Genomic DNA, 22694 nt, shown 5'->3' with positions numbered 1-22694 from the left:
GAACCGGTACGGACTAGTGTGGAGCCATGCGCCTCACTCCGGATAACCCACACGATGACTGGCTCTGGCTTGAAGACATTCACGGTGAAAAAGCACTGGAATGGGTGGAAAAGCAGAATGAACTCACACAGGCTGAATTCACCGACGCACGCACGCGCGCACTCGCTGAACAGCTGCGCGAGGCCCTCGATGACGACGACCGCATCCCCTTTGTGACCAAAGCCGGCGACTGGCTCTATAACTTCTGGCAGGACGCCGATCACCCCCGCGGGCTGTGGCGACGCACCACATGGGAGTCCTATCTGGCAGGACGCGACGATACCGCGGCCACAGAATGGGACATTCTGCTGGATGTCGATGCGCTTGCGGCAGAAGAGAACATCGAGTGGGTGTTCCGAGGAGCACGTCTGCGCCGCAGCGACTACGCGCGGGCACTCATTGCCCTCAGCCCCGACGGCGGCGACGCGGTTGCCCACCGCGAATTCGACCTTCCCACCAAGAGGTTCGCTGAAAACGGCTTCCACATACCGGCGGCAAAGGGCTCTGCCAGCTGGGTCGACGACAACACGCTGGCGCTGACGACCGACTTCGGCGAAGGCTCCATGACCGAATCGTCCTACCCGGCCACCGCGCGCATTCTCACGCGCGGCCAAAGCCTGAGTGATGCCCAGCAGATCGGTGAAGTTGACCGCAGCCATATTCTCGCCGCGGTCGGCGTTGACCACACGCCGGGCTGGGAGCGCATGGTCTTCGTCGACGCCATTGACTTCTACCGTTCCCGCGTGTGGGTGCGCCCACTTGGGGTCGGCAGCGACTACACCTCCGGGTGGCAGCGCATTGACGTTCCCGACGACGTCGTTGTCGACATTGACCGGGACCTCCTGCTGCTGCGCCCTCGCACCGACTGGACGGGCACCGCCGGTGACGGCACTGAATTCAACGTGCCTGCCGGAGCACTCGCTGCAGCCAAACTCGACGACTTCCTGGCCGGGGCCGCTCCGCGGGTGATCTTCGAACCGAGTGCTTCAACCTCGCTCCAGGGCTGGGCCGTCACACAGGACTACCTGGTGCTCTCACTCATGGAGCACGTGCAGTCCACCCTGCGCGCACTCCGCCTGGATGACTTCAGCGAAGTTCCCGCACCGGCAGCACCGGCCAACCACGTCATCGGCATCGGTGCGGTCGATGCAGATGACCCAGCTATCGGCAATGACGTGTGGCTGACAATCAGCGGCTTCACCACCCCCACAACACTGGCCCGAGGCGAACTCGGCTCAACTGCCGAACCACAGGTCGTGCGCACCTCACCGGCACGGTTCGACGCTGACAACCTCGAAGTCACCCAGCACTTTGCAACATCGGACGACGGAACCCGCATCCCGTACTTCCAAGTGGCCCCGCGTGACCTGGTGCTCGACGGGCAGAACCCCGTCTTCCTAGACGGCTACGGCGGTTTTGAAGTCTCCCGCACACCCCGCTACGCCGTCATCAGCGGCATCGCCTGGCTCAACCAGACAACCGACGGAACCGGCGCGCTTCCCGCCGGCCGCAGCGGCGTGTACGTACTTGCCAACATCCGCGGCGGCGGCGAATACGGGCCCGCCTGGCACGAAGCGGCCCGGCGCGAAAACAAACAGCGTTCCTACCAAGACTTCGCGGCAGTCGCCCGCGACCTCAGCGACAGGGGAGTGGGCAGCGCCGACACAATCGGCGCCTCGGGAGGTTCCAACGGGGGACTGCTGGTGGGCAACATGCTCACCCAGTACCCGGAACTCTTCGGCGCCATCAGCTGCGGCGTGCCGCTTCTGGACATGCTGCGCTACACCGAACTGTCCGCAGGAGCATCGTGGGCTGCCGAATACGGTGACCCCGCGACTGACGACTGGGACTTCATCCAGCACTTCAGCCCCTACCACCTGCTGGATACCGCACCGCGGGACGAATACCCGCCGGTGCTGTTCTGGACGGCAACCTCGGACGACCGCGTCGGCCCTGTACAGGCTCGCAAAATGGCCGCCAAGATGCAGGCGAAGGAAATCCCCGACGTGTGGTTTTTCGAAGACACCCAGGGCGGACATTCGGCAGCATCGGACAACAAACAGATCGCAGCCGTTCGCGCACTGACCTACCGGTTCATGTGGCGGGCGCTGACAGGAGAGGACCGCAATGACTGAGACAGGGTCGACAACAGAAGCACGCACATTCCAAGCACAGCGCAAAGTGCCCGGCGGCAAACTCGTGGTTGTCGACGGCACGATCGAAGACGAGCTGGCCAGAGACGTCGTCATCTCCGGTGACTTCTTCCTCGAACCGGAAGAGGCCTTCGCCGCTTTGGGGCCAGCCCTTGAAGGCGTCAGCCTAAGCGATTCAAAAGCCGACATCGCCGCCCGCCTCGACGCCGCTTTCGACACTGTGTACCGAGAACTGGTGGAAGCCGGTGAACAGCCACTGCGGCCTGACCTGCAGGGGGTGACAACCTACGACATCGCGTGGGCACTCAAACGCGGCATGACCGGGGCCACCGAGTTCTACGACCACGAATGGGAAATCATCCACGACAAGGTCCGCCCCACCCGCGAAAACGTGGCACTTGACGAAGTGCTCCTGCGCGAAGTCGCAGCCGGCCGACGCGGGCCCACCGTGCGCTTCTGGGAATGGGACGACAAGGCCGCCGTCATCGGATCGTTTCAGTCCTTCCGAAACGAAATCGACGCCGCTGGCGCAAAGCGCCACGGGGTCGAGGTGGTCCGCAGGATCTCCGGCGGCGGCGCCATGTTCATGGAGGGCGGCAACTGCGTCACATTCTCGCTGTATGCGCCCCTGTCGCTGGTCGCCGGGCTGGACTACGAAGAGTCCTACAGGTTCCTCGACCAGTGGGTCCTGGGCGCCCTTTCCAGCATGGGCGTCAACGCATTCTATGAGCCCATCAACGACATCACCTCCGACAAGGGAAAAATCGGCGGAGCCGCACAGAAGCGGCTGGCCGCAGGCGGGGGAGTCATCCTCCACCACGACACCATGAGCTACGACATCGACGCGGACAAAATGCTCGAGGTGCTGCGCGTGGGCAAAGCGAAGATCTCCGACAAGGGCATCCGCTCGGCCAAGAAGCGAGTCGACCCGCTGCGCAGTCAGACGGGCATGCCGCGCGAAGAGGTCTTAGAGACCATGATCGAAGCGTTCCGAAGGGCAACCGGCGCCCAACTCGGCGAAGTCACCCCTGACGAGGTGGAGCGCGCCCGGACTCTGGTCGCGGAGAAGTTCGGGACTGAGGAATGGACTCACAGGGTCCCGTAACCTTGTCGTCACACAGGGGTGGCTCGCTCTTCACGCGGGCCGGTCATGGTGATGGCATGTCTGCACACACCCTCGAACGCGATCTTCACAAACCCAGCGCTCGCCAGCGCGGTGCAGGCGCGCTGTATCCGCCGGAGCTTCTGGCTGACGCCGCCTGGACCAACCCGTACGCCTTCGCAGCGGTCGTCGACGACGCCGATGTTCTCCTAGACGGTGCGGAAGACTACCGGATTGCAGGCCGCTCGGACCGCAGCCTGGGTGCCCGCACATTCAGCAAGCTGCCCGTGCGGGCGCGGCTGATTGAGCGGCAGAAGCGCGCTTTTGCAGATTTCACCTCGACCGAGGCCGGCCAGCCGGCACGGGTTGCCGGATGCGAAGTCGTGCGCGGACAGCTCGAAGTGATCCTGGACTGCGGCGGCACGCTGATGCGCGTGTGCTCCGTGGCTTCCGATGGCAAGCGCCCCGTGCAGGGCGCACCGGCGACGGTGTGGGCCATCAACCCGGAACTGACGATCATCAACGTTCAGTCGCACTGATCGCTCGGTCTGGGCAGCAGGGCCTGGACACTTTGGCCTGAGCCTTTCCACCACCTGCTGTTGTCGCAGGTCCCAGCCTCGCCTAGGATCTGAACAGACAGCTTCCGCAGACAGAGGAGTGCCCGTGCGCCAGGTCGAACCCCGCGTAGAGCTCATCGCGCGACCGAATATCGACTGGGAAGCCATGACCGGCTACCTCGACGAGGTCGGCGGGACCGCCTGGTCGGATCGCGTTCACTCCCAAGAATCGCCGGACGGTGAAGATCTTCTCGAATTCGCCGGCCGTATGTGCTACCGATCGTGGGAACCCGGCCTCAACCCGAACGTGTCGCGCGTTCGCACCGATTCGGCCCAATACTTGGGCAATGTCATCGGCTCCCAGCACGGCTCTGTTCTCGAACACGCCAACTACACGTTCATCTTCCACAACGTGTCACGCGTTTTCACTCACGAACTCATTCGCCACCGCGCCGGTGCCGCCTATTCGCAGGAATCGCTGCGCTACGTGCGGCTGGAAGACATTCCCTTCTGGTTTCCCGACTGGGCGCGCGAAGACGCCGAACTCATGGAGCGCAGCCTTGGGCTTCTGGACCAGCTGGAAGAACACCAGCGGTGGATGGCCGAGCACTTTGAACTCGACGAAGAGGGCCAGAACTTCACGCACAAGAAGCACATGACCAGTTTCATGCGCCGCTTTGCGCCAGAAGGTCTGGCCACGGGAATCGTCTTCACCGCGAACCTGCGCACCCTGCGTCACGTGATTGAAATGCGCACCGCAAAGGGCGCAGAAGAAGAAATCCGCCTGATCTTCGACAAAGTCGGTCAGATCATGCGCGAAGAAGCCCCCGCCGTTTTCGCTGATTACACCGTCGAAGACGGCGAATGGACACCCGGCACCCGCAAGGCCTGAGCAAGGAGGCTCCCATGGCGATTCTCTACGATGTTGATCTGTCACCCGGCAAAATCGAACTGATCGAAAAGTGGCTGCCCGAGCAGCCGTGGGCGAAACTCGAACCCGGCGCCAAGCTGAGCCGTGTTTCGTCTTTCCGCTTTGACGATCCCGCTGGCGAGGTCGGGGTTGAGTTTCATCTGGTCAAAGCACCAGACGGCACCGTCTACCAGGTGCCGCTGACGTACCGCGGCGCGCCGCTGGCCGGGGCGCAACAGCACCTGATCACCGAAATGGATCATCCGAAACTCGGCCACAGGTGGGTGTACGACGGTGTGGCCGACCCCGTGTGCGTTTTGGAGACGCTGCGGGCTATCGTCACGGGCGGACGCTCTGTCGACGAGTTCTGGCAGACTGACACCGGTTTCGAGCAGAATACGGATACGGCTGAGGCGTGGGGAACCACAGAACCCAATCTGACAATCTCCGACCTTCCGCAGGGCACAGATGCCGATAGGGTTCAGGTCACTGTCGAAACTGTCGGGGATCTCACACTGGCAGTTCTCGGCGAAGTGAAGCTCGGCTTCCTCCGGGTGCCGTCGCCGGTGGCAGTCGATGCGCTCGAAGCCCCTTCCGGCCAGCTGCAGGTGAAAGTCGACGCAGACGAGTACGTATCAGCACGTCTGCTGGCGTAGGCTGTTTGCCCTGCCGTTAAAATCACGTCACCGGCAGGAAAGGACTTCAGCGTGATCGAATGCAAAGTGTTCGCCGACAAAGCGGCGGCTAGTGCGTGGGCTGCTCAGCAGGTCTGCGACATCATCCAGACCAACCCCACGGCGAATCTGGGTGTTGCGACAGGTTCGAGCCCTGCCGGTGTCTACAGCGAAATCGCGCGCAGAGTCCAGGCGGACGGCATTGACGTCAGCCGCCTGCGTGCTTTCGCCCTTGACGAATACTTGGGCCTGGACACCACACACCCGCAGAGCTACCACTTCTTCATCGACGAACACGTCACCAAGCAGATTGGGCTCGCGCCGCAGAATGTGAGGGTGCCGCTGGCCGAAGGCCATTCGCAGGGCGATGTCATTGACGACTACGACGCTGAAATCGCTGAGGCCGGCGGCATCGATCTGCAGATTCTGGGCATTGGCTCCAACGGTCACATTGCGTTCAACGAACCTGGCACGCCCTTTGACTCTGTGACCCACGTGGAACCTCTCACCGAGTCGACCCGGGCCGACAATGCGCGCTTCTTCGACTACACGGCAGAAGTTCCCATCCTGTCGGTCACGCAGGGCATCGGCACAATCATGAACGCCCGCAGGATCGTTCTGCTGGCCTTTGGTGAGAACAAGGCCGAAGCTGTCCGTGATTCAGTTCTCGGCCCCGTTACAGAAGACGTTCCCGCGTCGGTCCTGCAGACCCACCCGAGCGTCGTGTTCGCCCTGGACGAAGCCGCTGCAAGCCTCCTCTGAGCAGCGCCGACACGCCCCTGGTCGGGCGGTTCTGCAATGCCGCGGGCGTTGTCCAAGGACTGCCCACAACGTGTGAACAATGCCGGTGACTATTCTCACCACAGCAGCATTGCGTGTGACATTCATGCTCAAGCCCGGCTAGGGTGCATTGAGCAGCTAAGCACTGATAAGGAGAACAATGCTTACAGTTATTCTGTGGATCCTCGCAGCGATCCTGGTCATATCCGGCGTTTTCGCGCTCTTTCGCGGCCAGCTTCTGTGGGGCATCGTGCTGATCGTTGTCGGCCTGATTGTCGGCCCCGGCGGTGTCAGCATATTCAATTGACTTTCAGCGGTTGATCTCGACCGCAAAGGCGCACAGCTTGAGGCTGTGCGCCTTTTCTGTTGTGTGCCGCAACTCTACCGTCTAGGTGGAAGAGTAACTTTTAGCGGTCGAGGGCCACACGGCACCACGAGGTGGAGGTACGGTTTTCGTTGGCTGTCGGGGTGGGGCTGGCCGGTAGGGAGCGGCCTACGCTTCTTCCCATTCTTGGACTTCCAGGCCATCCACATAGCCTTCGGGGCGCTCATCCAGCAGGTCGAAGCGGGCCGTGATCTTGTGGGGCAGGCGACCGTGCGGGTCGACGATCGTAATGTCGTGGCCTTCGGCTGCCAAACGGCGCAGCGCTTCGGCCATGAGCTCCCCGCCGACGGTGGGGATGGCAGAGACGAAGCTGACATCGAACACGATGTCGCTGTCGTCCTGTTCGATCTGCTCCAGGTGGCGCAGCACCATCTCCGTTGTGGAGAAGTCCAGCACGCCCTGAATCTCAATGAGGGTGTCGCCGTCGAGCGTGGTGGAGCGCTGCGAGACGGCCTCGACCGATGAAGCGGGAGTTGCCATGATGTGCAGGTTGAGCTGTTCGCTCATCTTCTGGAAGGCCTTGACTCCGCGCACCGAGTGGCCATAGGAATCGAGTCTGGGCGAGAAGGCGCTGATGCCCACCTGGCCGGGGAGTGCACCCACCAAGCCACCGCCGACACCGGATTTCGCCGGGATGCCGATGCCTGTGAGCCAGTCGCCGGCCGCATCGTACATACCGCACGTGGTCATTACAGAGAGCACTTGACGGGCCACCCATTCGGGAATGACACGCCGTTCAGTCACGGGGTTGATGCCTCCGGAAGCCAGGGTCATCGCCATGACGGAAAGGTCGTCGACCGTCACTTTGGCGGCGCACTGCCGGATGTAGCCGGCGAAGACCTGGTGCGGGTCGGCATCGAAAATGCCGTTGGCGCGCACCAACGAGGCCAGCGCCAGATTGCGCCATCCCGTGCTGACTTCGGATTCGTAGACCGCCTCGTCGATTTCGAGTTCACGTCCGGCAAATTCGCACAGTCCCGAATAGACGCCCTCCCAGCCGACAGCTTGGCGCAGCACGCCGTGAGTGGCGATCGCCCCGATGTTGATCATGGGGTTGTCCGGTCGTCCCGTGCCCTCCTGCAGGGAAGCTTCGTTGTAGGCGTCGCCGGAAGGTTCGACGCCGACTGCGGCCATGACCGCGTCGTAGCCGCATTCACGCAAAGCCAGCGCGTAGGCGAAGGGCTTTGAGACCGACTGGATGGAGAACAGTGCGTCACTGTCACCGGCGGAGTACACCGTTCCGTCGGGGGTGCACAGAGAGATCGCAAAGCGGTGAGGGTCGACCGATGCGAGTTCTGGAATATAGTCCGCCAGGTTCCCCGAATCTTCGTTCTTGCAGTTGGCGTAGATGCGTTCGAGGAAAGAATTGACGGGACTTTTCATAACGGTCTCAGTTCGACTGGTTGAGGGCGAGTTCTTCGGCGCGGTCGACGGAGTCGATGAGCGCGACTCTGAGTCTATTGGCCTTTTCGGAAAGACTCTGCTGGCGCTTCATGTATTCGGCTTTGCCGGCGGCGGTTTCGATTGCAACGACACCATAGCCCCACGGTCTGACGTCATACGGCGAGGCCTCCATGTCGAGTGTGCGCAGCTGGAGTGCCAGGTCGAAGGCTTCGAGCACAATGCTTCCCTCAACCATGGGCTGCAGCTTCATGGCCCACTTGTACAGGTCCATTCCGGCGTGCAGACAGCCGGGCTGTTCATTGTCGCGCATACCCTCCCGTGTGGGTTGGACGGTGTTGAGTCCGCGCGCATCGGGGGTGAAGAAGCGAAATGCATCGAAGTGGGTGCACTGAATTCGGTGGTTCTCGACGACCTTGTCCGTTTCCTCCTGGCTCAGTCGCAGGGGGACGTCTTCGTGTCGCTGCTGGCCGGGTTTGAGCTTGTACACCATGGCCCATTCGTGCAGGCCGAAACAGCCGAACGCTGCCTGCCTGCCCAGGGTGCTTCGCAGCAGGTCGCGGATGAACACCGCTCCGTCGCCCCGATCCTGCCACCACTCGGCGGCATCGACCCGGGCGTGGTCGGTCACGGTGTACCAGCGGCGCGAGAAATACTGCCGGTCGTCTTCTGTTTCTATGCCCAGCACAGTGCCGGGGGCCGGGTTCCACTGGGCGATCTTTGCCGGTTTGAACGGGTAGTAGGTGAACAGGAAGTCTTCGACCGGGTGCTTTTCGCCCCGGGAGCGCCTGGCTAGGTGGGCGGCTGTTCTGCTGTTGACGGCCTGTACGTGAGTATCACGCCGCGCCCTCCACTCACGAGGCGCCAGGACCGCTTCCCGGTTCACTTCAGTCTCCTTGTGGTCTTCGCGGTCGCCACGTGGTTCCACGGGTCTTCCGGCCACGGGTGTTTTCTGTACTTGCCGCGGTTTTCGGCACGCACATCAGAATAGGCCCCGTTCCAAAACGATTCGAGGTCGGCGGTGATCGCCAGCGGCCGCCCGGCGGGGGAGAGCAGGTGCAGCAGAACGGAAACGCGACCGTCCACGATCCGCGGACTGGCTTCCCACCCAAAGCACTCTTGGAGCTTGACCGCCAGCACCGGCGGTTCGTCGCCGTCGGGGTAGTGCACCCGGTGGCGCGAACCGCTGGGCACTTGGATGCGCTCAGGAGCCAGTTCGTCCAGACGCGCTGCCTCCGGCCACGGAAGCAGACCGGTCAGCGCTCGTTCCATATCCGGTTTGCCGCCTGCAGCAACAGCAGAGATTTCACCGGCCAGCCACGCTGGGTCATCTGACAGCGCCTCGAAGCTGACATCCGGCCATGGTTCGCCCAGTTCGCGGTGCAGAAGCGCCATGCGCCTGCGAAGAGCTTCGGCCTGTTCCGACAGCGGGAGCACGTCGGCCAGTCCCCGAGCGGAGATTGCTTCCTCAATTGCGCGGCGGGCGGTCTCGGTGTTTGCCTGAACCGGGGTAGATGACAGTTCAATTGCGCCGAAGCGCCGAACTCTGCGTGCACGCACTGACCGACCGTCGAACTGAGCGATGTCGTCTTCACCCAGAAGAGAATCCGCCGCCAACTGGGCCTGCTCAAAGTCAATCGGCACCGCCGCACCGATGACGGAGCGGCTGCCCGCACGGCGGATGTCCGCTATTGCCAACCATTCGTGGCCGCGAAGAGCGCTGTCGCGTGGAAGTTCGCCCGCTGTCCCGCTTGCCAGTTTGTACGTCGATTCGTCGACCGCTCGGGCAATCCGCTCTGGAAAAGCCAGCGCGGTGACAAAAGCCAGACCGGCTTCATCAAGATTCGGTCCGGCCTCCGCCTCGACAAGAGCCGCGAAACGGGCAACCTCCCGGCGGAAATCCGCAGCCTCACGGACCGCGCGATACCCCTGCCACAGAGCACCGCCGGGGGAGCGGACATCCGAAACCAGAGCCGCAGCCGCCTGCGCAGCCGCGGTGCCTCCAATGAAGTCCGCACCGTCAAACAGTGCGCGGGCCAAACGCGGATCAGCTGGAACCGCGGCCAGCCGTCGCCCAAGGTCAGTGGGCTGTCCCGCCTCGAGTGCCCCCAGCCTGTTCAGCACCGCCTCGGCCTGGTCCAGGGCCGGCTCAGGAGGCGGAGTCGGCAGTGCGAGACCCTCACCTCGGGGAGCACCCCAACAGGCGAGGTCGAGGGCAGCCTGCGTGAGATCGGCAGTGGTGATCTCCGCGGGAGCGTGCGCTGGCCGTGCGGCAAAATCCGCCTCGGCCATACAGCGGACCACGGTTCCAGGCCCCTGTCGGGCAGCGCGCCCGGCCCGCTGCACCATAGAGTCCTTCGCCGCGCCGACCGTCACCAGACCTGACATGCCGCGCACAGAATCCAGCCGCACCTGCCGGTCGAGCCCGGCATCGACCACGGTGCGAACACCGGGCACCGTCAGAGAAGACTCGGCGACATTCGTGGCCAGAACAATTCTTTGGCGATCACCGCCGCCAGAGGTGATTCGGCGCTGCTCACGCGCCGGGGTGCTGCCCGTCAGGGTGAGAACCTCCGTGTCGGTCAGCGAAGCCAAAGCTGATTCCACCCGGGCAATCTCGCGCCTACCGGGAAGGAAAACGAGGATGTCGTGTGCCACCTCGTGAGCGTGGTCAGCAGCGATCCGGGCAACGTGATCGAGAAAATCCCGCTCAACCCCGCGCACACCCAGAGCGGCAGGCCCGGGCGCCCAGCTGTGCTTCAGGTCATACAGCTGGGCTGGGGCGCTTAGAACAGGTGCGGGAGTACTCGGTTCGCCCAGAAGGTCAGCCCACATCTGCGCATCCACCGTGGCGGACATGACCACGAGGCTCAGATCTTCGCGCAGATCTGCCAACTGGCGCAGCATGGCGAAGACAAGATCAGATTCGAGGGCGCGTTCGTGCACCTCGTCCATGACAACAGCGCCAATGCCGGACAGTTCGGGGTCATTCAGCAGGCGGCGCAGAAGAACGCCCGTCGTTGCGAACTCAACCCGATCACCCCGCCGATGCTCACCGCGCACGGCAAGGCCCACGCGCTCGCCCGAGAGGTCCGACAGACGGTCCGCGGCGGCACGCGCCGCCACCCGCCTGGGCTGAGTCACCACCACCCGACCGGGCACCAGATTCGCGACCGCAGGCGGAACAATCGTCGTCTTGCCCGTGCCGGGAGGAGCCTCGATCACCGCGCGCAAAGGTCCAGGCACACAGCAGTCAGCCAAGCGGGGGACAAGAGAAGCCGCCGGAAGTCCGCGCCCAATGGCATCGAGGTCGAAAACACTCACCCCAGTAGACTAAGGGGCATGCGCATTGTCAGATTTGTCCACAACGACGAACCCACCTACGGGGTGCTCGAAGGCCAGGTTCCCGAACCCGCAGACGACGGCACTTTCGACACATCGGGCCTGGAAATCGCGGTCCTGTCAGGAGACCCCTTCTTCAGCCCCGCTGGGTCCACCGGCGAACGCCTGCCGTACGCGGACGTGCGCCTGGTCGCCCCCATCATCCCGCGCTCGAAAATCATCGCCGTCGGCCGCAACTACGCCGACCACGCCCGGGAACTCGGCAACGAAGTTCCCGCAAGCCCGCAGTACTTCTTTATTCCCAACACCGCCGTGGTCGGGCCGAATGAACCCGTCCGCCTGCCCGCAGTGTCCGAAGAGGTGTCCTACGAGGCCGAACTGGCCGTCATCATCTCCCGCGTGGCCAAGCAGGTCCGCCGCGAAGACGCACTCAAACACGTGCTCGGCTACACGGTGGCCAACGACGTCACGCTGCGCGACCTGCAGAAAACCGATCTGCAGTGGGCCCGCGCGAAGGGCTTTGACACCTCGACCCCGTTGGGACCTTGGATCGAAACCGAGCTCGACACGGAAGACCTCAGAGTGCGCTCGTGGGTCGATGGTCAACTGCGCCAAGACGGCACCACGGCAGACATGGTGTTCGACGTCCCCGCACTCATCGAATCCATTACCGAGACCATCACGCTGCTGCCCGGAGACATCATCCTCACCGGCACACCGGCCGGTGTTGGAAAAGTCGAAGCCGGCCAGCGCATGAACATCGCAGTCGAAGGGCTGGGACTGCTGTCCAACCCAGCCATGGACGCCTGAAACAAGAAAAGGAAAAACGTGAGCGTACGAGTTCGCTTCTGCCCTTCGCCTACCGGAACCCCGCACGTCGGGATGGTGCGCACCGCACTGTTCAACTGGGCGTATGCCCGCCACACCGGCGGCACATTCGTCTTCCGCATCGAAGACACCGATGCCGCCCGCGACTCCGAAGAGTCCTACCAGCAGATCATCGAAGCGATGAACTGGCTGGGACTGGACTGGGATGAGGGCATTGACGTCGGCGGCCCCCACGGCCCCTACCGCCAGTCCCAGCGCGGTGAGATCTACCAGGACGTCATCCAGAAACTCAAAGACGCAGGCCACCTGTACGAATCGTTCTCCACCCCGGAGGAAACCGAAGCGCGCCACCGCGCAGCCGGGCGCGATCCCAAACTGGGCTACGACGGCTACGACCGCGACCTCACAGAAGAACAGAAGGCCGCCTTCCGCGCAGAGGGACGCGAACCCGTGCTGCGCGTGCGCATGCCGGATGAGGACATCACGTTCACCGACGTGGTGCGCGGAGAAATCACCTTCAAGGCGGGCTCAGTTCCGGACTTTGTGGTTGTGCGCGCCAACGGCCAGCCGCTGTACACGCTCGTCAACCCGGTTGACGACGCACTCATGGGGATCACCCACGTGCTGCGCGGAGAAGACCTCCTGTCCTCGACACCTCGTCAGATTGTGCTGTACGAAGCGCTCAAGGACATCGGCATTGCTGAATTCACCCCCGAGTTCGGCCACCTGCCCTATGTGATGGGCGAGGGCAACAAGAAGCTGTCGAAGCGCGACCCCGAATCGAACCTGTTCCACCACCGCGACAACGGCTTCATTCCCGAAGGGTTCATCAACTACCTGGCTCTGCTGGGCTGGTCGATTGCTGCCGACCGCGATGTCTTCACGGTCGAAGAAATGCTGCAGGCCTTCGACATCCACGACGTTCTGCCCAACCCGGCCCGCTTTGATGTGAAGAAGGCCACGGCCATCAACGCCGACCACATCCGCATGCTCGACGAAGACGACTTCGGCCGCAGGCTCCTGCCGTTCCTGCAGAATGCCGGGCTGATTGACGCTGAGCCCACCGAACGTCAGCTCGAGGTGCTGCGCCAGGCCGTGCCTCTCGTTCAGACCCGCATGAACCTGCTGAGCGAAGCTCCAGACCTCATGAGCTTCCTGTTTGTAGACGAAGATAAGTTCGAACTCCACGAAGACGGGCTGAAGACCCTGCGCGAAACCGCGCCCGAGGTTCTGCGTGCCTCCATCGAGGTGTTGGACCCGCTGGAGGACTTCACGGCGGAAACGCTGCAGGCGGTTCTTAAGACGAAGCTCGTTGAGGAAATGGAAATCAAACCGCGCTTTGCCTTCGGCCCGCTGCGCACTGCGCTGTCGGGCAGGCGGATCTCCCCACCGCTGTTCGAGTCGATGGAAATCCTCGGCAAGGACGTCACGATGGGCCGTCTGCGCGGCCTTCTCAACCACCTGGAGGGCTGAATCACTGTGCTGAAATGCGAAGACCTGCGCATTGAGGTTCCCCTCGATCACTTTGGGGACACACCCGGAACAATCGAGGTCTACGCGCGCATCGTGGGCACTGCCGACAGCGACAGCAAGCCGTATCTGCTCTACCTGCAGGGCGGGCCCGGTGTTGAGGCTTTCCGACCGACAGTGAACAGCCCCTCGTGGCTGCCAGAAGCACTGAAAACCCACCGGGTGGTCATGCTCGATCAGCGCGGCACCGGGCTGTCTTCGCCAATCGGCTGGGTGGACGGCCGGTTTGTCGGCACTGGGGGAGCACAGGATCCCGAAGCGGTCGCTGAACGCATGAGCTTCTACAGGGCCGATGCGATCGTTGAGGACGCAGAAGCCGTCCGCCGGGCTCTCGGGGTGGAGCAGTGGGCGATCCTCGGTCAGTCGTTCGGCGGATTCACCTCGCTGCGATACCTGGCCGAACACCCCGAATCTCTGCTGAGTGCGCGTATCACCGGGGGACTGACCCGTGTTCCACAGCCCGGCGCCGACCCCGATCCGGCGATTGCATACGCCCGTACGTGGCAGATTATGCGCGAGAAATCACAGAAGTTCTTTGCGGAGTATCCCGGTGCGGCTGACGCCATGAAGAGGCTTCACGCCCGTGCTGTCACCGACGGCATAGCCCTGCCGGACGGCACTGTCGCCGCAGAGGCCCACGTCCGTTCGCTCGGACTCCTGCTGGGTGCCAGCGGCGGAGATCAGCAGCTGCGCTTCCTGTTGGAGCACGACATCGATTCGGCAGCCCTGGGGCACGACCTTCAGGCCTCGCTGCCGTTCAGTGCGCGCAATCCGCTGTACGCAGCCTTCCACGAAACCTGCTGGGCAAGCGGCGCTAAGACCGCCTGGGCTGCTCTGCGCGCACGCCCGGCCGAAGTTGCCGATGATCCGCTGTGGCTGTCGGGTGAACACGTGGACCCCGAGCTCTTCCGCACGGGTCCACTGGCCGTGTGGGACGACGTTGCACAGGCGCTCGCTGAACGGGACTGGCCTGTCATGTGGGATGTCGAGAAGCTGCGTGCGGCATCGGTTCCGACCGCGGCCGCGGTCTACACGCACGACGCCTTTGTGCCCCGCGATATGTCTCTGGAGACGGCCGGGATGCTCGCCAACTGTGAAGTGTGGGAGACCGATGCCTATGAGCACAACGGTCTGGCCGCTTCTGGGGGCGAGGTTCTGCGGAGGCTGGGCGGGCTCCTGCAGGGGCTGAACGCGCAAGCCTGAGCTGGGTTTTGCATTCCTGCCCGGCAATGATGTAGAGTTTACTTCTGTTGCCGAGCGGGAATTCCCGCCAGCTCATTGGGGTATGGTGTAATTGGCAGCACGAGTGATTCTGGTTCATTTAGTCTAGGTTCGAGTCCTGGTACCCCAGCCAACCTTCATAGAATTCAACAGTCTTGCCCCCGTCGTCTAGCGGTCCAGGACACCGCCCTCTCAAGGCGGAAACGGCAGTTCGAACCTGCTCGGGGGTGCAAAAGGCGAAAGCCCCAGCCAGTCGGCTGGGGCTTTCTGCTTTCCAGAGCGCGGCTTTGTCACCGGGAGGGCGATTCTGCTGGCTAGGTGGAATATTGAGGCAAAAACGCTGGTGGATTCAAGTGGTGGTTGCAACACCTGGTGTGTTGTCTTGGTTGAGTAGTTTAACGAGTCGTTCGGCTGGGGTTTCCCATTCGAGGGTTTTTCGGGGTCGGCTGTTGAGTTCGGCTGCGACTGTATCGAGGTATCCCGGTCCCCATTGGCTCAGGTCGGTGCTTTTGGGGAAGTACTGGCGCAGTAGTCCGTTGGTGTTTTCGTTGGTGCCGCGCTGCCAGGGTGAGTGCGGGTCACAGAAGTAGATCTCCATACCGGTTTCATCGGTGATGCGTTCGTGTTGAGCCATTTCTCTTCCTTGATCCCAGGTCAAGGACATGCGCAGCTGCTCCGGCAGCTGGTGGATCTTGGTGATCATGGCATCAGCGACTTCCTGGGCGGTGTGTTTACCGGGAAAGTGCAGCAGCAGGGTGAACCGGCTGGCTCGCTCGACCAGGGTGCCGATGGCAGAACCGGTTCCTGCTTTGCCTAGGATCAGGTCCCCTTCCCAGTGTCCGGGCACAGCACGGCCTGTGGCTTCCTTCGGGCGCTTGGAAATGTTGACCATCCCCGGTATGCGGCCTGGGCGTTTGTCTGTGGTTCTGCGGGGTTTGCGCAGGCTTCTGCCGGTACGCAGATGGCGTACCAGTTCGCGTTTGAGCTCACCCCGGCCTTGGACGTAGAGGGCTTTGTAAATCGTTTCGTGTGACACCCACATCTCCGGCTGATCGGGAAAGTCTGCACGCAAACGGCAGCTGATCTGTTCAGGCGAATGGTTCTTATTCAACCGTTCCTGCACTTCACGACGCAGCCGCTCATTACAGGCAAGTTTGCCACCCCTGGCCCGCTTGCGCTTCAGGTCCGCATCTTCCTGCGCTGCCCCTGCCCGATACGACGGCCTACTAGGCCTGACATTATTCGGATTACGCGGAGCACGACGCAGTTCACGACTGATCGTCGAAGGACTGCGCCCCAACAACGTCGCGATAGCACGCACGCTAAGCCCCTCCGCGTTGCACACAGCGATCTCTTCACGCTCAGCAAACGTCAAATACCGTTTCGAACGTCCATATCCCACTGGTGGTTTCACACCACCACGATCAGCCAACCACCGAAAACACGACCCCGTTGACACGCCAATCAACGCAGGAACCGCATCAGGAACCTTCCCTTCACGCACCCAATCCCAAAACTCAGCCTCTTTTTCCACCGGCAACCGATACCTAGGCACAACCAAAACCTCTTCTGACCAGAGGTGTTGCAACGACCCCTTGAACCCAGGGCTCGGTTCGCCTCTGTTTACTGCCGAATCAGCAGTATCGCCCGCCAAGCTCAGGCGCGGTTGAGAGCTTCTGTCAGTGCGCGCGCAGCTTCAACAACAGACTGTGCGTGCAGACGACCGGGCTGGCGCGTCAGACGGTCAACCGGACCGGAAATCGACACTGCGGCAACAACCCGGTTTGACGGCCCCCGGACGGGCGCGGAAACGGAGGCGACACCTCGTTCGCGTTCGGCAATCGACTGCGCCCAGCCGCGCCGGCGAACACCGGAGAGCATGGTGGCAGAAAAGCGCGCCCCGCGCAGACCGGAGTGCAGGCGGTCGGGTTCTTCCCACGCGAGCAACACCTGGGCGGCAGAGCCGGCGCGCATCGACAGGGTCGCTCCAACCGGAACCGAGTCGCGCAGACCGACGGGGCGCTCAACAGCGGCAACACACAGGCGCAGATCGCCCTGACGGCGAAACAGCTGAGCTGATTCGCCCGTGCGGTCGCGCAGCTGGGCGAGGATCGGCCCGGCTGCAGCCAGCAGGCGGTCTTCGCCGGCGGCTGAAGAAAGTTCGGTCAGGCGGGGGCCTAGGATGAACCGACCCTGGAGGTCGCGGCCGACAAAACGGTGGTATTCCAGCGCGACTGCCAGGCGGTGCGCTGTCGGGCGGGCGAGCCCTGTGAGCGCAACAAGTTCTGCCAGCGAGGCGGGCCCGGCTTCGAGTGCGGCTAGAACGGCCGATGCTTTGTCTATAACACCGACGCCGCTTCCGGATTGACTGCTCATGCCACTATTCAAGCGTCTCAGGATTCAAGATGCAAGTCCGATGCTTGGACATTCGCTCGTACAGTGAAAGCCACATCAGGGAAAGCCGATGCGAAAGGACGCGCACTGTGGGCAAGACGCTTGCGGAAAAAGTGTGGGATGACCACACGGTCAAAGCCGGAGAGGGCCAAGACCCCGATCTCATCTACATTGACCTCCACCTTGTCCACGAGGTGACATCGCCGCAGGCCTTTGAAGGCCTTCGCCTGGCCGGACGCCCCGTGCGCCGTCCCGATCTCACAATCGCGACGGAGGACCACAACACCCCAACGCTCGACATCTTCAAGCCGATCGCCGATCCCACCAGCCGCACCCAGATCGAAACCCTGCGGGCAAACGCCGAAGAGTTCGGCATTCGCCTGCACTCCCTGGGCGATGCCGAACAGGGCATCGTGCACGTGGTCGGACCCCAGCTCGGTCTGACCCAGCCGGGAATGACGGTTGTCTGCGGTGACTCCCACACTTCGACCCACGGAGCATTCGGATCGATTGCCATGGGGATCGGCACCTCGGAAGTCGAGCACGTCCTGGCAACCCAAACGTTGCCCCTCAAACCGTTCAAGACCATGGCGATCACCGTCAACGGCGAACTGCCGGAAGGATCGACCGCAAAGGACATCATCCTGGCGATCATCGCCAAGATCGGCACCGGCGGGGGGCAGGGATACATCCTCGAATATCGCGGTGAGGCCATCGAAAAGCTGTCGATGGAAGCGCGCATGACCATCTGCAATATGTCTATCGAAGCGGGTGCTCGCGCAGGAATGGTCGCGCCCGACCAGACAACCTTCGACTACATCAAGGGCCGCCCGCACGCCCCACAAGGCAAAGACTGGGATGAAGCCGTCGAATACTGGAAGACCCTGCGCACCGATGACGACGCCGTCTTCGATGCCGAAGTCGTCCTCGAAGCCGAAGACATCGAACCGTTCGTCACGTGGGGCACCAACCCCGGGCAGGGCCTGCCGCTGTCGGCTTCCGTGCCCAACCCCGCCGAAATTGCTGACGAAACCGAGCGCTTCGCCGCCGAAAGCGCAATCGAATACATGGGGCTGACACCCGGCATACCGCTGCGGGACATTCGGGTGGACACGGTCTTCCTGGGCTCGTGCACGAATTCCCGGATTGAAGACCTCCGAGGTGCCGCCGACATCATCCGAGGCCGCACCAAAGACCCTGAGGTTCGGATGCTCGTGGTGCCCGGTTCGGCTCGTGTCCGCCTGCAGGCCGAACAGGAGGGGCTGGACAAGGTGTTCACCGACTTCGGCGCTGAGTGGCGCTTTGCAGGCTGCTCGATGTGCCTGGGCATGAACCCTGATCAGCTGGCAGAAAGCGAACGCTGTGCATCGACCTCGAACCGCAACTTCGAAGGGCGTCAGGGCAAGGGCGGACGCACCCACCTGGTGAGCCCGCTCGTAGCCGCCGCGACCGCGGTGCGCGGAACACTGTCAAGCCCGGCGGATCTGGACTGAGGGAGGAAAGCTGTGAAGAAGATCACCAAGCGCACCGGGATCGGCGTACCGCTGCGCCGTTCGAACGTCGACACCGACCAGATCATCCCGGCGGTCTACCTCAAACGGGTGACCAAGACCGGCTTTGACGACGCACTGTTTGCCCACTGGCGCAAAGATCCCGAGTTCATCCTCAATCGCGAACCGTTCTCGGGTGGATCCGTGCTCATCGCTGGGCCGGACTTCGGGACGGGCTCCAGCCGCGAACACGCAGCGTGGGCGCTGAAAGACTACGGGTTCAAAGCCGTGCTCTCCAGCCGCTTTGCCGACATCTTCAGGTCCAATGCGGGCAAAAACGGCCTCGTCGCAGCACAGCTTGAACAGTCCGACATCGAACTGCTGTGGAAGGTCATCGACAACAACCCGAACGCGGAAGTCACGGTAGACCTCGAAACGAAGACCGTGTCGGCTGAGACCGTCACGGTGCCGTTCCAGATTGACGACTTCACCCGCTGGCGGCTGATGGAAGGCCTCGACGACATCAGCCTGACCCTGCGCGATGCCGACGCAATCGACGCTTTTGAAGCACAGCGGCCAAGCTACAAGCCGCTGACGCTGCCGGCCCGCACGGAAGACTGACCCGGGCGCAGCTGCGCTTCAGACGACGGGCAGGCCAGACAGGGCAGGGCAGAGAGCACCAAACGCGCAAGGCCCAGGACCGACACCCACTGAAGGTCCTGGGCCTCAGCCGTACCGGATAGCATAGAGTCCGGCTGATACGCAGAAGTACAGGAGGAACATGCTCGAGGTCAACGGCGGCAATCCGCTCACAGGCACCGTTCGCGTCAGAGGCGCAAAGAACCTGGTGCCCAAGGCGATGGTGGCCAGTCTTCTGGCGGACACGCCATCGGCGCTGCGCGGGGTGCCGCGAATCAGCGACGTCGACATTGTCACCGGACTTCTCGAACTCCACGGGGTCAGCGTCACCCAGCATCCCGACGGTGACCGCCCCGACGGAGAGCTGCGCATGGACCCCTCGCGCGTCGAACAGGGATCAGTCGCAGACATCGACGCCCACGCGGGCTCGTCGCGCATCCCGATTCTCTTCTGCGGTCCGCTGCTGCACCGGTTGGGACGCGCCTTCATTCCCGACCTCGGCGGCTGCCGAATCGGAGACCGGCCCATTGACTTCCACCTCGACGTTCTGCGCTCTTTCGGTGCGCAGATCGAAAAGACCGCAGGCGGCATCAGCCTCACCGCACCCACTCGACTTGCCGGAACCAAAGTCGAACTGCCCTATCCGTCGGTGGGCGCAACAGAACAGGTGCTGCTCACCGCGGTGCGCGCCCAGGGCCTGACCGAGCTCAAAAACGCCGCTGTCGAACCCGAAATCCTCGACCTGGTGGCCATTCTGCAGAAAATGGGCGCCATCATCTCGGTCGACACAGACCGGGTCATTCGGATCGAGGGAGTCGACTCACTCAGCGGCTACACCCACCGGGCGCTGCCGGACAGGATCGAAGCGGCATCGTGGGCTTCTGCGGCTCTGGCAACCGGCGGCGACATCTTCGTCGAAGGCGCAGACCAGCCCAGCATGCTGACCTTCCTCAACACCTTCCGCAAAGCCGGCGGGCAGTTCACAGTGAAGGAAAACGGCATCCGGTTCACCCACCCCGGCGGGCGCCTGCAGTCGCTGGCACTGGAAACAGCGGTCCACCCGGGCTTCATGACCGACTGGCAGCAGCCCTTCGTCGTAGCACTCACACAGGCCACCGGTCTGTCGATCCTGCACGAAACCGTGTACGAAAACCGGCTGGGATTCACGGGTGCGCTTGTCAAAATGGGCGCGCAGATCCAGCTGTACCGTGAATGCCTCGGCGGCACACCCTGCCGCTTCGGACAGCGCAACTTCCGCCACTCCGCTGTGATCTACGGGCCCACACCGCTTAAGAGCGCAAACATCGACGTGCCCGATCTGCGCGGAGGGTTCTCCCACATCATTGCCGCGCTTGCCGCCGAGGGCCGGTCAGAAGTGTCCGGAATCGAGATCATCAATCGCGGCTACGAAGACTTCATCGCCAAGCTCGGCGGCCTGGGGGCCCAGGTGAGCCTGTCGTGAGCAAAGACCAAAGCAGCGGGGGTGAACCGAGGGGAAGCCTCGGCTTCGAAGTCTCCTACGACCCGAAGTCGACCCAGCGCCAGCACCGGCGGGCGTCACTTCTCGCTCCTGTGGTGCGCGGAGCTCTCCGCCCCCTGGGAAAGATCGCCGTCCGCGGTGCCGAAAACATCCCGCAGGACGGTCCGCTCATTATCGCCTCCTACCACCAGTCGAACCTTGACCCGCTGGTCGTGGGCGTGGCCATATACAACCAGGGCAGGCTGCCGCGTTTTATGGCCAAACACACCCTGTTCACGTTCCCCGTGGGACTGCTGACCCGCACTCTGGGCCAGATCCCGGTGGTCCGCGGGTCCCGCGAGGCAGGGGACTCCCTGGCGTATGCAAAAGCTGCTCTCGCCGCTGGCCAAACAGTCACCATCTATCCCGAGGGCACCCACACAAAGGACCCCGACATGTGGCCCGGACCGTCGAAGTCCGGCACCGCGAGGCTGGCCCTGCAGACGGGCACGCCGATCATCACCGCTGCCCACTGGGGTGTGCAGGATGCGCTGCCGGGCAAATCTCTGCGCCCGAAGCTTGGACCAGGCCGCGTGATGACCGTAGACTTCTCCGAGCCGATCGTCACCGAAAGCGTCCCTGACACTCAGGACAACGTCGTGTCGCTGACCGAGCACATCACCGCTCGCATCGCCTCTCAGCTGGCCGATCTGCGCGGAGAGGCAGTGCCCGATCGGTTCCGCACTGCACTTGAATGGAGGAAAGCGTGACAACAGCCGTCATGGGCGCCGGATCGTGGGGAACAACCTATGCCGGTGTGATTGCCGACGCGGGGTTCCCCGTGACTGTCTGGGCGCGTTCGGAAGAGGCTGCCCGCGAACTGCGGGAAGAGCACACGAACTCCAAGTACCTGCCGGGCATTCGCTTCAACGATCGGGTCAGTGCCACCAGCGACCCCGTGGAAGCACTGCGCGATGCCGAAGTCGTTGTGCTCGCCGTTCCCGCGCAGTCGCTGCGGGAGAACCTTCAGCAGTGGAAAGACCACATTCGGCCCAGCGCGATCATCGTCAGCCTCATGAAGGGCATCGAACTGGACACCGGCCTGCGCATGAGCCAGGTCATCGCAGAAGTCACCGGCTTTGACGACAAGCAGATCGCCGTGGTGTCTGGACCCAACCTGGCCCGTGAAATCGCCGAACATCAGCCGACCGCGACGGTTGTTGCGTGCTCCTGCCCTGAAAACGCGGAGGAAATCGCCCGGCGCAGCGCAAACTCCTACTTCCGCCCGTATACGAACTCCGATGTTGTCGGAGTCGAATTCGGCGGCGCCGTGAAGAACATCATCGCGCTGGCAGTCGGCGTTGCCGACGGTCAGGGGCTCGGCGACAATTCGAAGGCGTCGATCATCACCCGCGGCCTGGCGGAAATCACCCGTCTGGGTCTGGTGATGGGAGCACAGGCGCACACTCTGGCCGGTCTTGCCGGAATGGGCGACCTCGTTGCCACGTGTGCCTCACCCCTGTCGCGCAACCGCTCTTTCGGCCGTCTGATGGGCGAAGGCCTCAGTGTCGAAGAAGCCGCAGAAAAGACCAAGCAGACCGCCGAAGGCGTCAAGTCAGCCCCCGCGGTGCTGGGACTCGGCGCAGCACACAACGTCGACCTGCCCATCACACAGGCTGTGTCCGCAGTCATCGACGGGCGCCTGCACGTTGACGATGTCGCAGGCCTGCTCCTTGCCCGCAAGCGCAAAGACGAATCACAGAGCATCTGAAGGCCGGGCGGATAGGCTG

Annotated in this window: 20 protein-coding genes and 2 tRNA genes; 17 read left to right on the top strand and 5 right to left on the bottom strand. The window is 63.0% G+C overall.

Annotated elements, in window-relative coordinates:
* The first annotated feature begins 26 nt into the window (after window positions 1-26).
* The 7 genes from GC119_RS02970 to GC119_RS10910 all read left to right on the top strand — a co-directional run bounded on the left by GC119_RS02970 (window position 27) and on the right by GC119_RS10910 (window position 6522).
* A complete protein-coding gene (locus GC119_RS02970; RefSeq protein ID WP_151952407.1) occupies window positions 27-2174 on the top strand; it encodes a prolyl oligopeptidase family serine peptidase in 2148 nt (715 codons plus the stop codon).
* Window positions 2167-3297 carry a biotin/lipoate A/B protein ligase family protein gene (locus GC119_RS02965; protein ID WP_151952406.1) on the top strand — a complete coding sequence of 377 codons (1131 nt, stop codon included), beginning with the start codon at window positions 2167-2169 and terminating at the stop codon, window positions 3295-3297. The genes GC119_RS02970 and GC119_RS02965 overlap by 8 nt, the downstream gene beginning before the upstream one ends.
* A 56-nt stretch (window positions 3298-3353) precedes the next feature.
* Window positions 3354-3833 carry a hypothetical protein gene (locus GC119_RS02960; RefSeq protein ID WP_070777603.1) on the top strand — a complete coding sequence of 160 codons (480 nt, stop codon included), beginning with the start codon at window positions 3354-3356 and terminating at the stop codon, window positions 3831-3833.
* Between the two features lie 124 nt (window positions 3834-3957).
* On the top strand, window positions 3958-4743 hold the full coding sequence (thyX, locus tag GC119_RS02955; protein ID WP_151952405.1) for an FAD-dependent thymidylate synthase: 786 nt from the start codon (window positions 3958-3960) through the stop codon (window positions 4741-4743).
* Window positions 4744-4757: 14 nt separating this feature from the next.
* On the top strand, window positions 4758-5417 hold the full coding sequence (locus GC119_RS02950; protein ID WP_151952404.1) for a maltokinase N-terminal cap-like domain-containing protein: 660 nt from the start codon (window positions 4758-4760) through the stop codon (window positions 5415-5417).
* 51 nt (window positions 5418-5468) lie between these two features.
* Entirely contained in the window at window positions 5469-6197 is a 729-nt protein-coding gene (locus tag GC119_RS02945; RefSeq protein ID WP_151952403.1) for a glucosamine-6-phosphate deaminase, read from the top strand.
* A 178-nt stretch (window positions 6198-6375) separates the two neighbouring features.
* On the top strand, window positions 6376-6522 hold the full coding sequence (locus GC119_RS10910; RefSeq protein WP_193215599.1) for a GPGG-motif small membrane protein: 147 nt from the start codon (window positions 6376-6378) through the stop codon (window positions 6520-6522).
* Between the two features lie 186 nt (window positions 6523-6708).
* On the opposite strand, the gene glsA is transcribed toward GC119_RS10910, so the two are convergent.
* The 3 genes from glsA to hrpB are packed head-to-tail and all read right to left on the bottom strand — an operon-like array spanning window position 6709 to window position 11325.
* Window positions 6709-7983: a glutaminase A gene (glsA, locus tag GC119_RS02940; protein ID WP_070573593.1), complete on the bottom strand. Its 1275-nt coding sequence runs from the start codon at window positions 7981-7983 to the stop codon at window positions 6709-6711.
* Window positions 7984-7990: 7 nt separating this feature from the next.
* Window positions 7991-8887 carry a 3-methyladenine DNA glycosylase gene (locus GC119_RS02935; protein WP_070777599.1) on the bottom strand — a complete coding sequence of 299 codons (897 nt, stop codon included), beginning with the start codon at window positions 8885-8887 and terminating at the stop codon, window positions 7991-7993.
* Window positions 8884-11325 (bottom strand): ATP-dependent helicase HrpB, encoded by a 2442-nt coding sequence (hrpB, locus tag GC119_RS02930; protein ID WP_070777598.1) that lies wholly within the window; start codon window positions 11323-11325, stop codon window positions 8884-8886. The genes GC119_RS02935 and hrpB overlap by 4 nt, the downstream gene beginning before the upstream one ends.
* 18 nt (window positions 11326-11343) lie before the next feature.
* Between hrpB and GC119_RS02925 the strand changes: the two genes are divergently transcribed.
* The 5 genes from GC119_RS02925 to GC119_RS02905 all read left to right on the top strand — a co-directional run bounded on the left by GC119_RS02925 (window position 11344) and on the right by GC119_RS02905 (window position 15152).
* A complete protein-coding gene (locus tag GC119_RS02925; RefSeq protein WP_070777597.1) occupies window positions 11344-12153 on the top strand; it encodes a fumarylacetoacetate hydrolase family protein in 810 nt (269 codons plus the stop codon).
* Window positions 12154-12171: 18 nt separating this feature from the next.
* Entirely contained in the window at window positions 12172-13644 is a 1473-nt protein-coding gene (gene gltX, locus GC119_RS02920; RefSeq protein WP_070777596.1) for a glutamate--tRNA ligase, read from the top strand.
* Between the two features lie 6 nt (window positions 13645-13650).
* Entirely contained in the window at window positions 13651-14904 is a 1254-nt protein-coding gene (locus GC119_RS02915) for an alpha/beta fold hydrolase (protein WP_151952402.1), read from the top strand.
* A 76-nt stretch (window positions 14905-14980) separates the two neighbouring features.
* Window positions 14981-15055, top strand: a tRNA-Gln gene (locus GC119_RS02910).
* A 24-nt stretch (window positions 15056-15079) separates the two neighbouring features.
* Window positions 15080-15152, top strand: a tRNA-Glu gene (locus GC119_RS02905).
* Between the two features lie 119 nt (window positions 15153-15271).
* Here the strand turns inward: GC119_RS02905 and GC119_RS02900 are convergent.
* Together GC119_RS02900 and GC119_RS02895 are read right to left on the bottom strand one after the other, a co-directional pair.
* Entirely contained in the window at window positions 15272-16510 is a 1239-nt protein-coding gene (locus tag GC119_RS02900; protein WP_083318963.1) for an IS30 family transposase, read from the bottom strand.
* A gap of 68 nt (window positions 16511-16578) precedes the next feature.
* On the bottom strand, window positions 16579-17298 hold the full coding sequence (locus GC119_RS02895) for an IclR family transcriptional regulator (RefSeq protein WP_070573581.1): 720 nt from the start codon (window positions 17296-17298) through the stop codon (window positions 16579-16581).
* A gap of 107 nt (window positions 17299-17405) precedes the next feature.
* Here GC119_RS02895 and leuC point away from each other — a divergent pair, with 107 nt between their 5' ends.
* From leuC to GC119_RS02870, 5 genes are all read left to right on the top strand, one after another.
* Window positions 17406-18809, top strand: a complete 1404-nt coding sequence (gene leuC / locus GC119_RS02890; protein ID WP_070573579.1) for a 3-isopropylmalate dehydratase large subunit — start codon at window positions 17406-17408, stop codon at window positions 18807-18809.
* A gap of 12 nt (window positions 18810-18821) precedes the next feature.
* Entirely contained in the window at window positions 18822-19427 is a 606-nt protein-coding gene (leuD, locus tag GC119_RS02885) for a 3-isopropylmalate dehydratase small subunit (protein WP_151952401.1), read from the top strand.
* Window positions 19428-19587: 160 nt separating this feature from the next.
* Window positions 19588-20907, top strand: coding sequence for a UDP-N-acetylglucosamine 1-carboxyvinyltransferase (gene murA / locus GC119_RS02880; RefSeq protein WP_070573575.1), 1320 nt, complete (start codon window positions 19588-19590; stop codon window positions 20905-20907).
* Window positions 20904-21674: a lysophospholipid acyltransferase family protein gene (locus tag GC119_RS02875; RefSeq protein WP_083304090.1), complete on the top strand. Its 771-nt coding sequence runs from the start codon at window positions 20904-20906 to the stop codon at window positions 21672-21674. Before murA ends, GC119_RS02875 begins: the two co-directional genes overlap by 4 nt.
* Window positions 21671-22675, top strand: coding sequence for an NAD(P)H-dependent glycerol-3-phosphate dehydrogenase (locus GC119_RS02870; RefSeq protein ID WP_083304089.1), 1005 nt, complete (start codon window positions 21671-21673; stop codon window positions 22673-22675). The genes GC119_RS02875 and GC119_RS02870 overlap by 4 nt, the downstream gene beginning before the upstream one ends.
* Window positions 22676-22694: the final 19 nt, after the last annotated feature.

It is taken from the genome of Brevibacterium sp. Marseille-P9724 (assembly GCF_902500275.1).
In the GTDB taxonomy this organism is placed as follows: Bacteria; Actinomycetota; Actinomycetes; order Actinomycetales; family Brevibacteriaceae; genus Brevibacterium.
Note: the sequence above shows the minus strand (reverse complement) of the source record. Positions and strands in the feature narration are given on the sequence as shown.

Coding starts and splice junctions, on each gene's coding strand:
- GC119_RS02965 (WP_151952406.1), top strand. CDS start 2,167: ATGACTGAGACAGGGTCGACAACAGAAGCACGCACATTCCAAGCACAG.
- GC119_RS02895 (WP_070573581.1), bottom strand. CDS start 17,298: ATGAGCAGTCAATCCGGAAGCGGCGTCGGTGTTATAGACAAAGCATCG.
- GC119_RS02960 (WP_070777603.1), top strand. CDS start 3,354: ATGTCTGCACACACCCTCGAACGCGATCTTCACAAACCCAGCGCTCGC.
- GC119_RS02950 (WP_151952404.1), top strand. CDS start 4,758: ATGGCGATTCTCTACGATGTTGATCTGTCACCCGGCAAAATCGAACTG.
- glsA (WP_070573593.1), bottom strand. CDS start 7,983: ATGAAAAGTCCCGTCAATTCTTTCCTCGAACGCATCTACGCCAACTGC.
- murA (WP_070573575.1), top strand. CDS start 19,588: ATGCTCGAGGTCAACGGCGGCAATCCGCTCACAGGCACCGTTCGCGTC.
- GC119_RS02925 (WP_070777597.1), top strand. CDS start 11,344: ATGCGCATTGTCAGATTTGTCCACAACGACGAACCCACCTACGGGGTG.
- GC119_RS02970 (WP_151952407.1), top strand. CDS start 27: ATGCGCCTCACTCCGGATAACCCACACGATGACTGGCTCTGGCTTGAA.
- GC119_RS10910 (WP_193215599.1), top strand. CDS start 6,376: ATGCTTACAGTTATTCTGTGGATCCTCGCAGCGATCCTGGTCATATCC.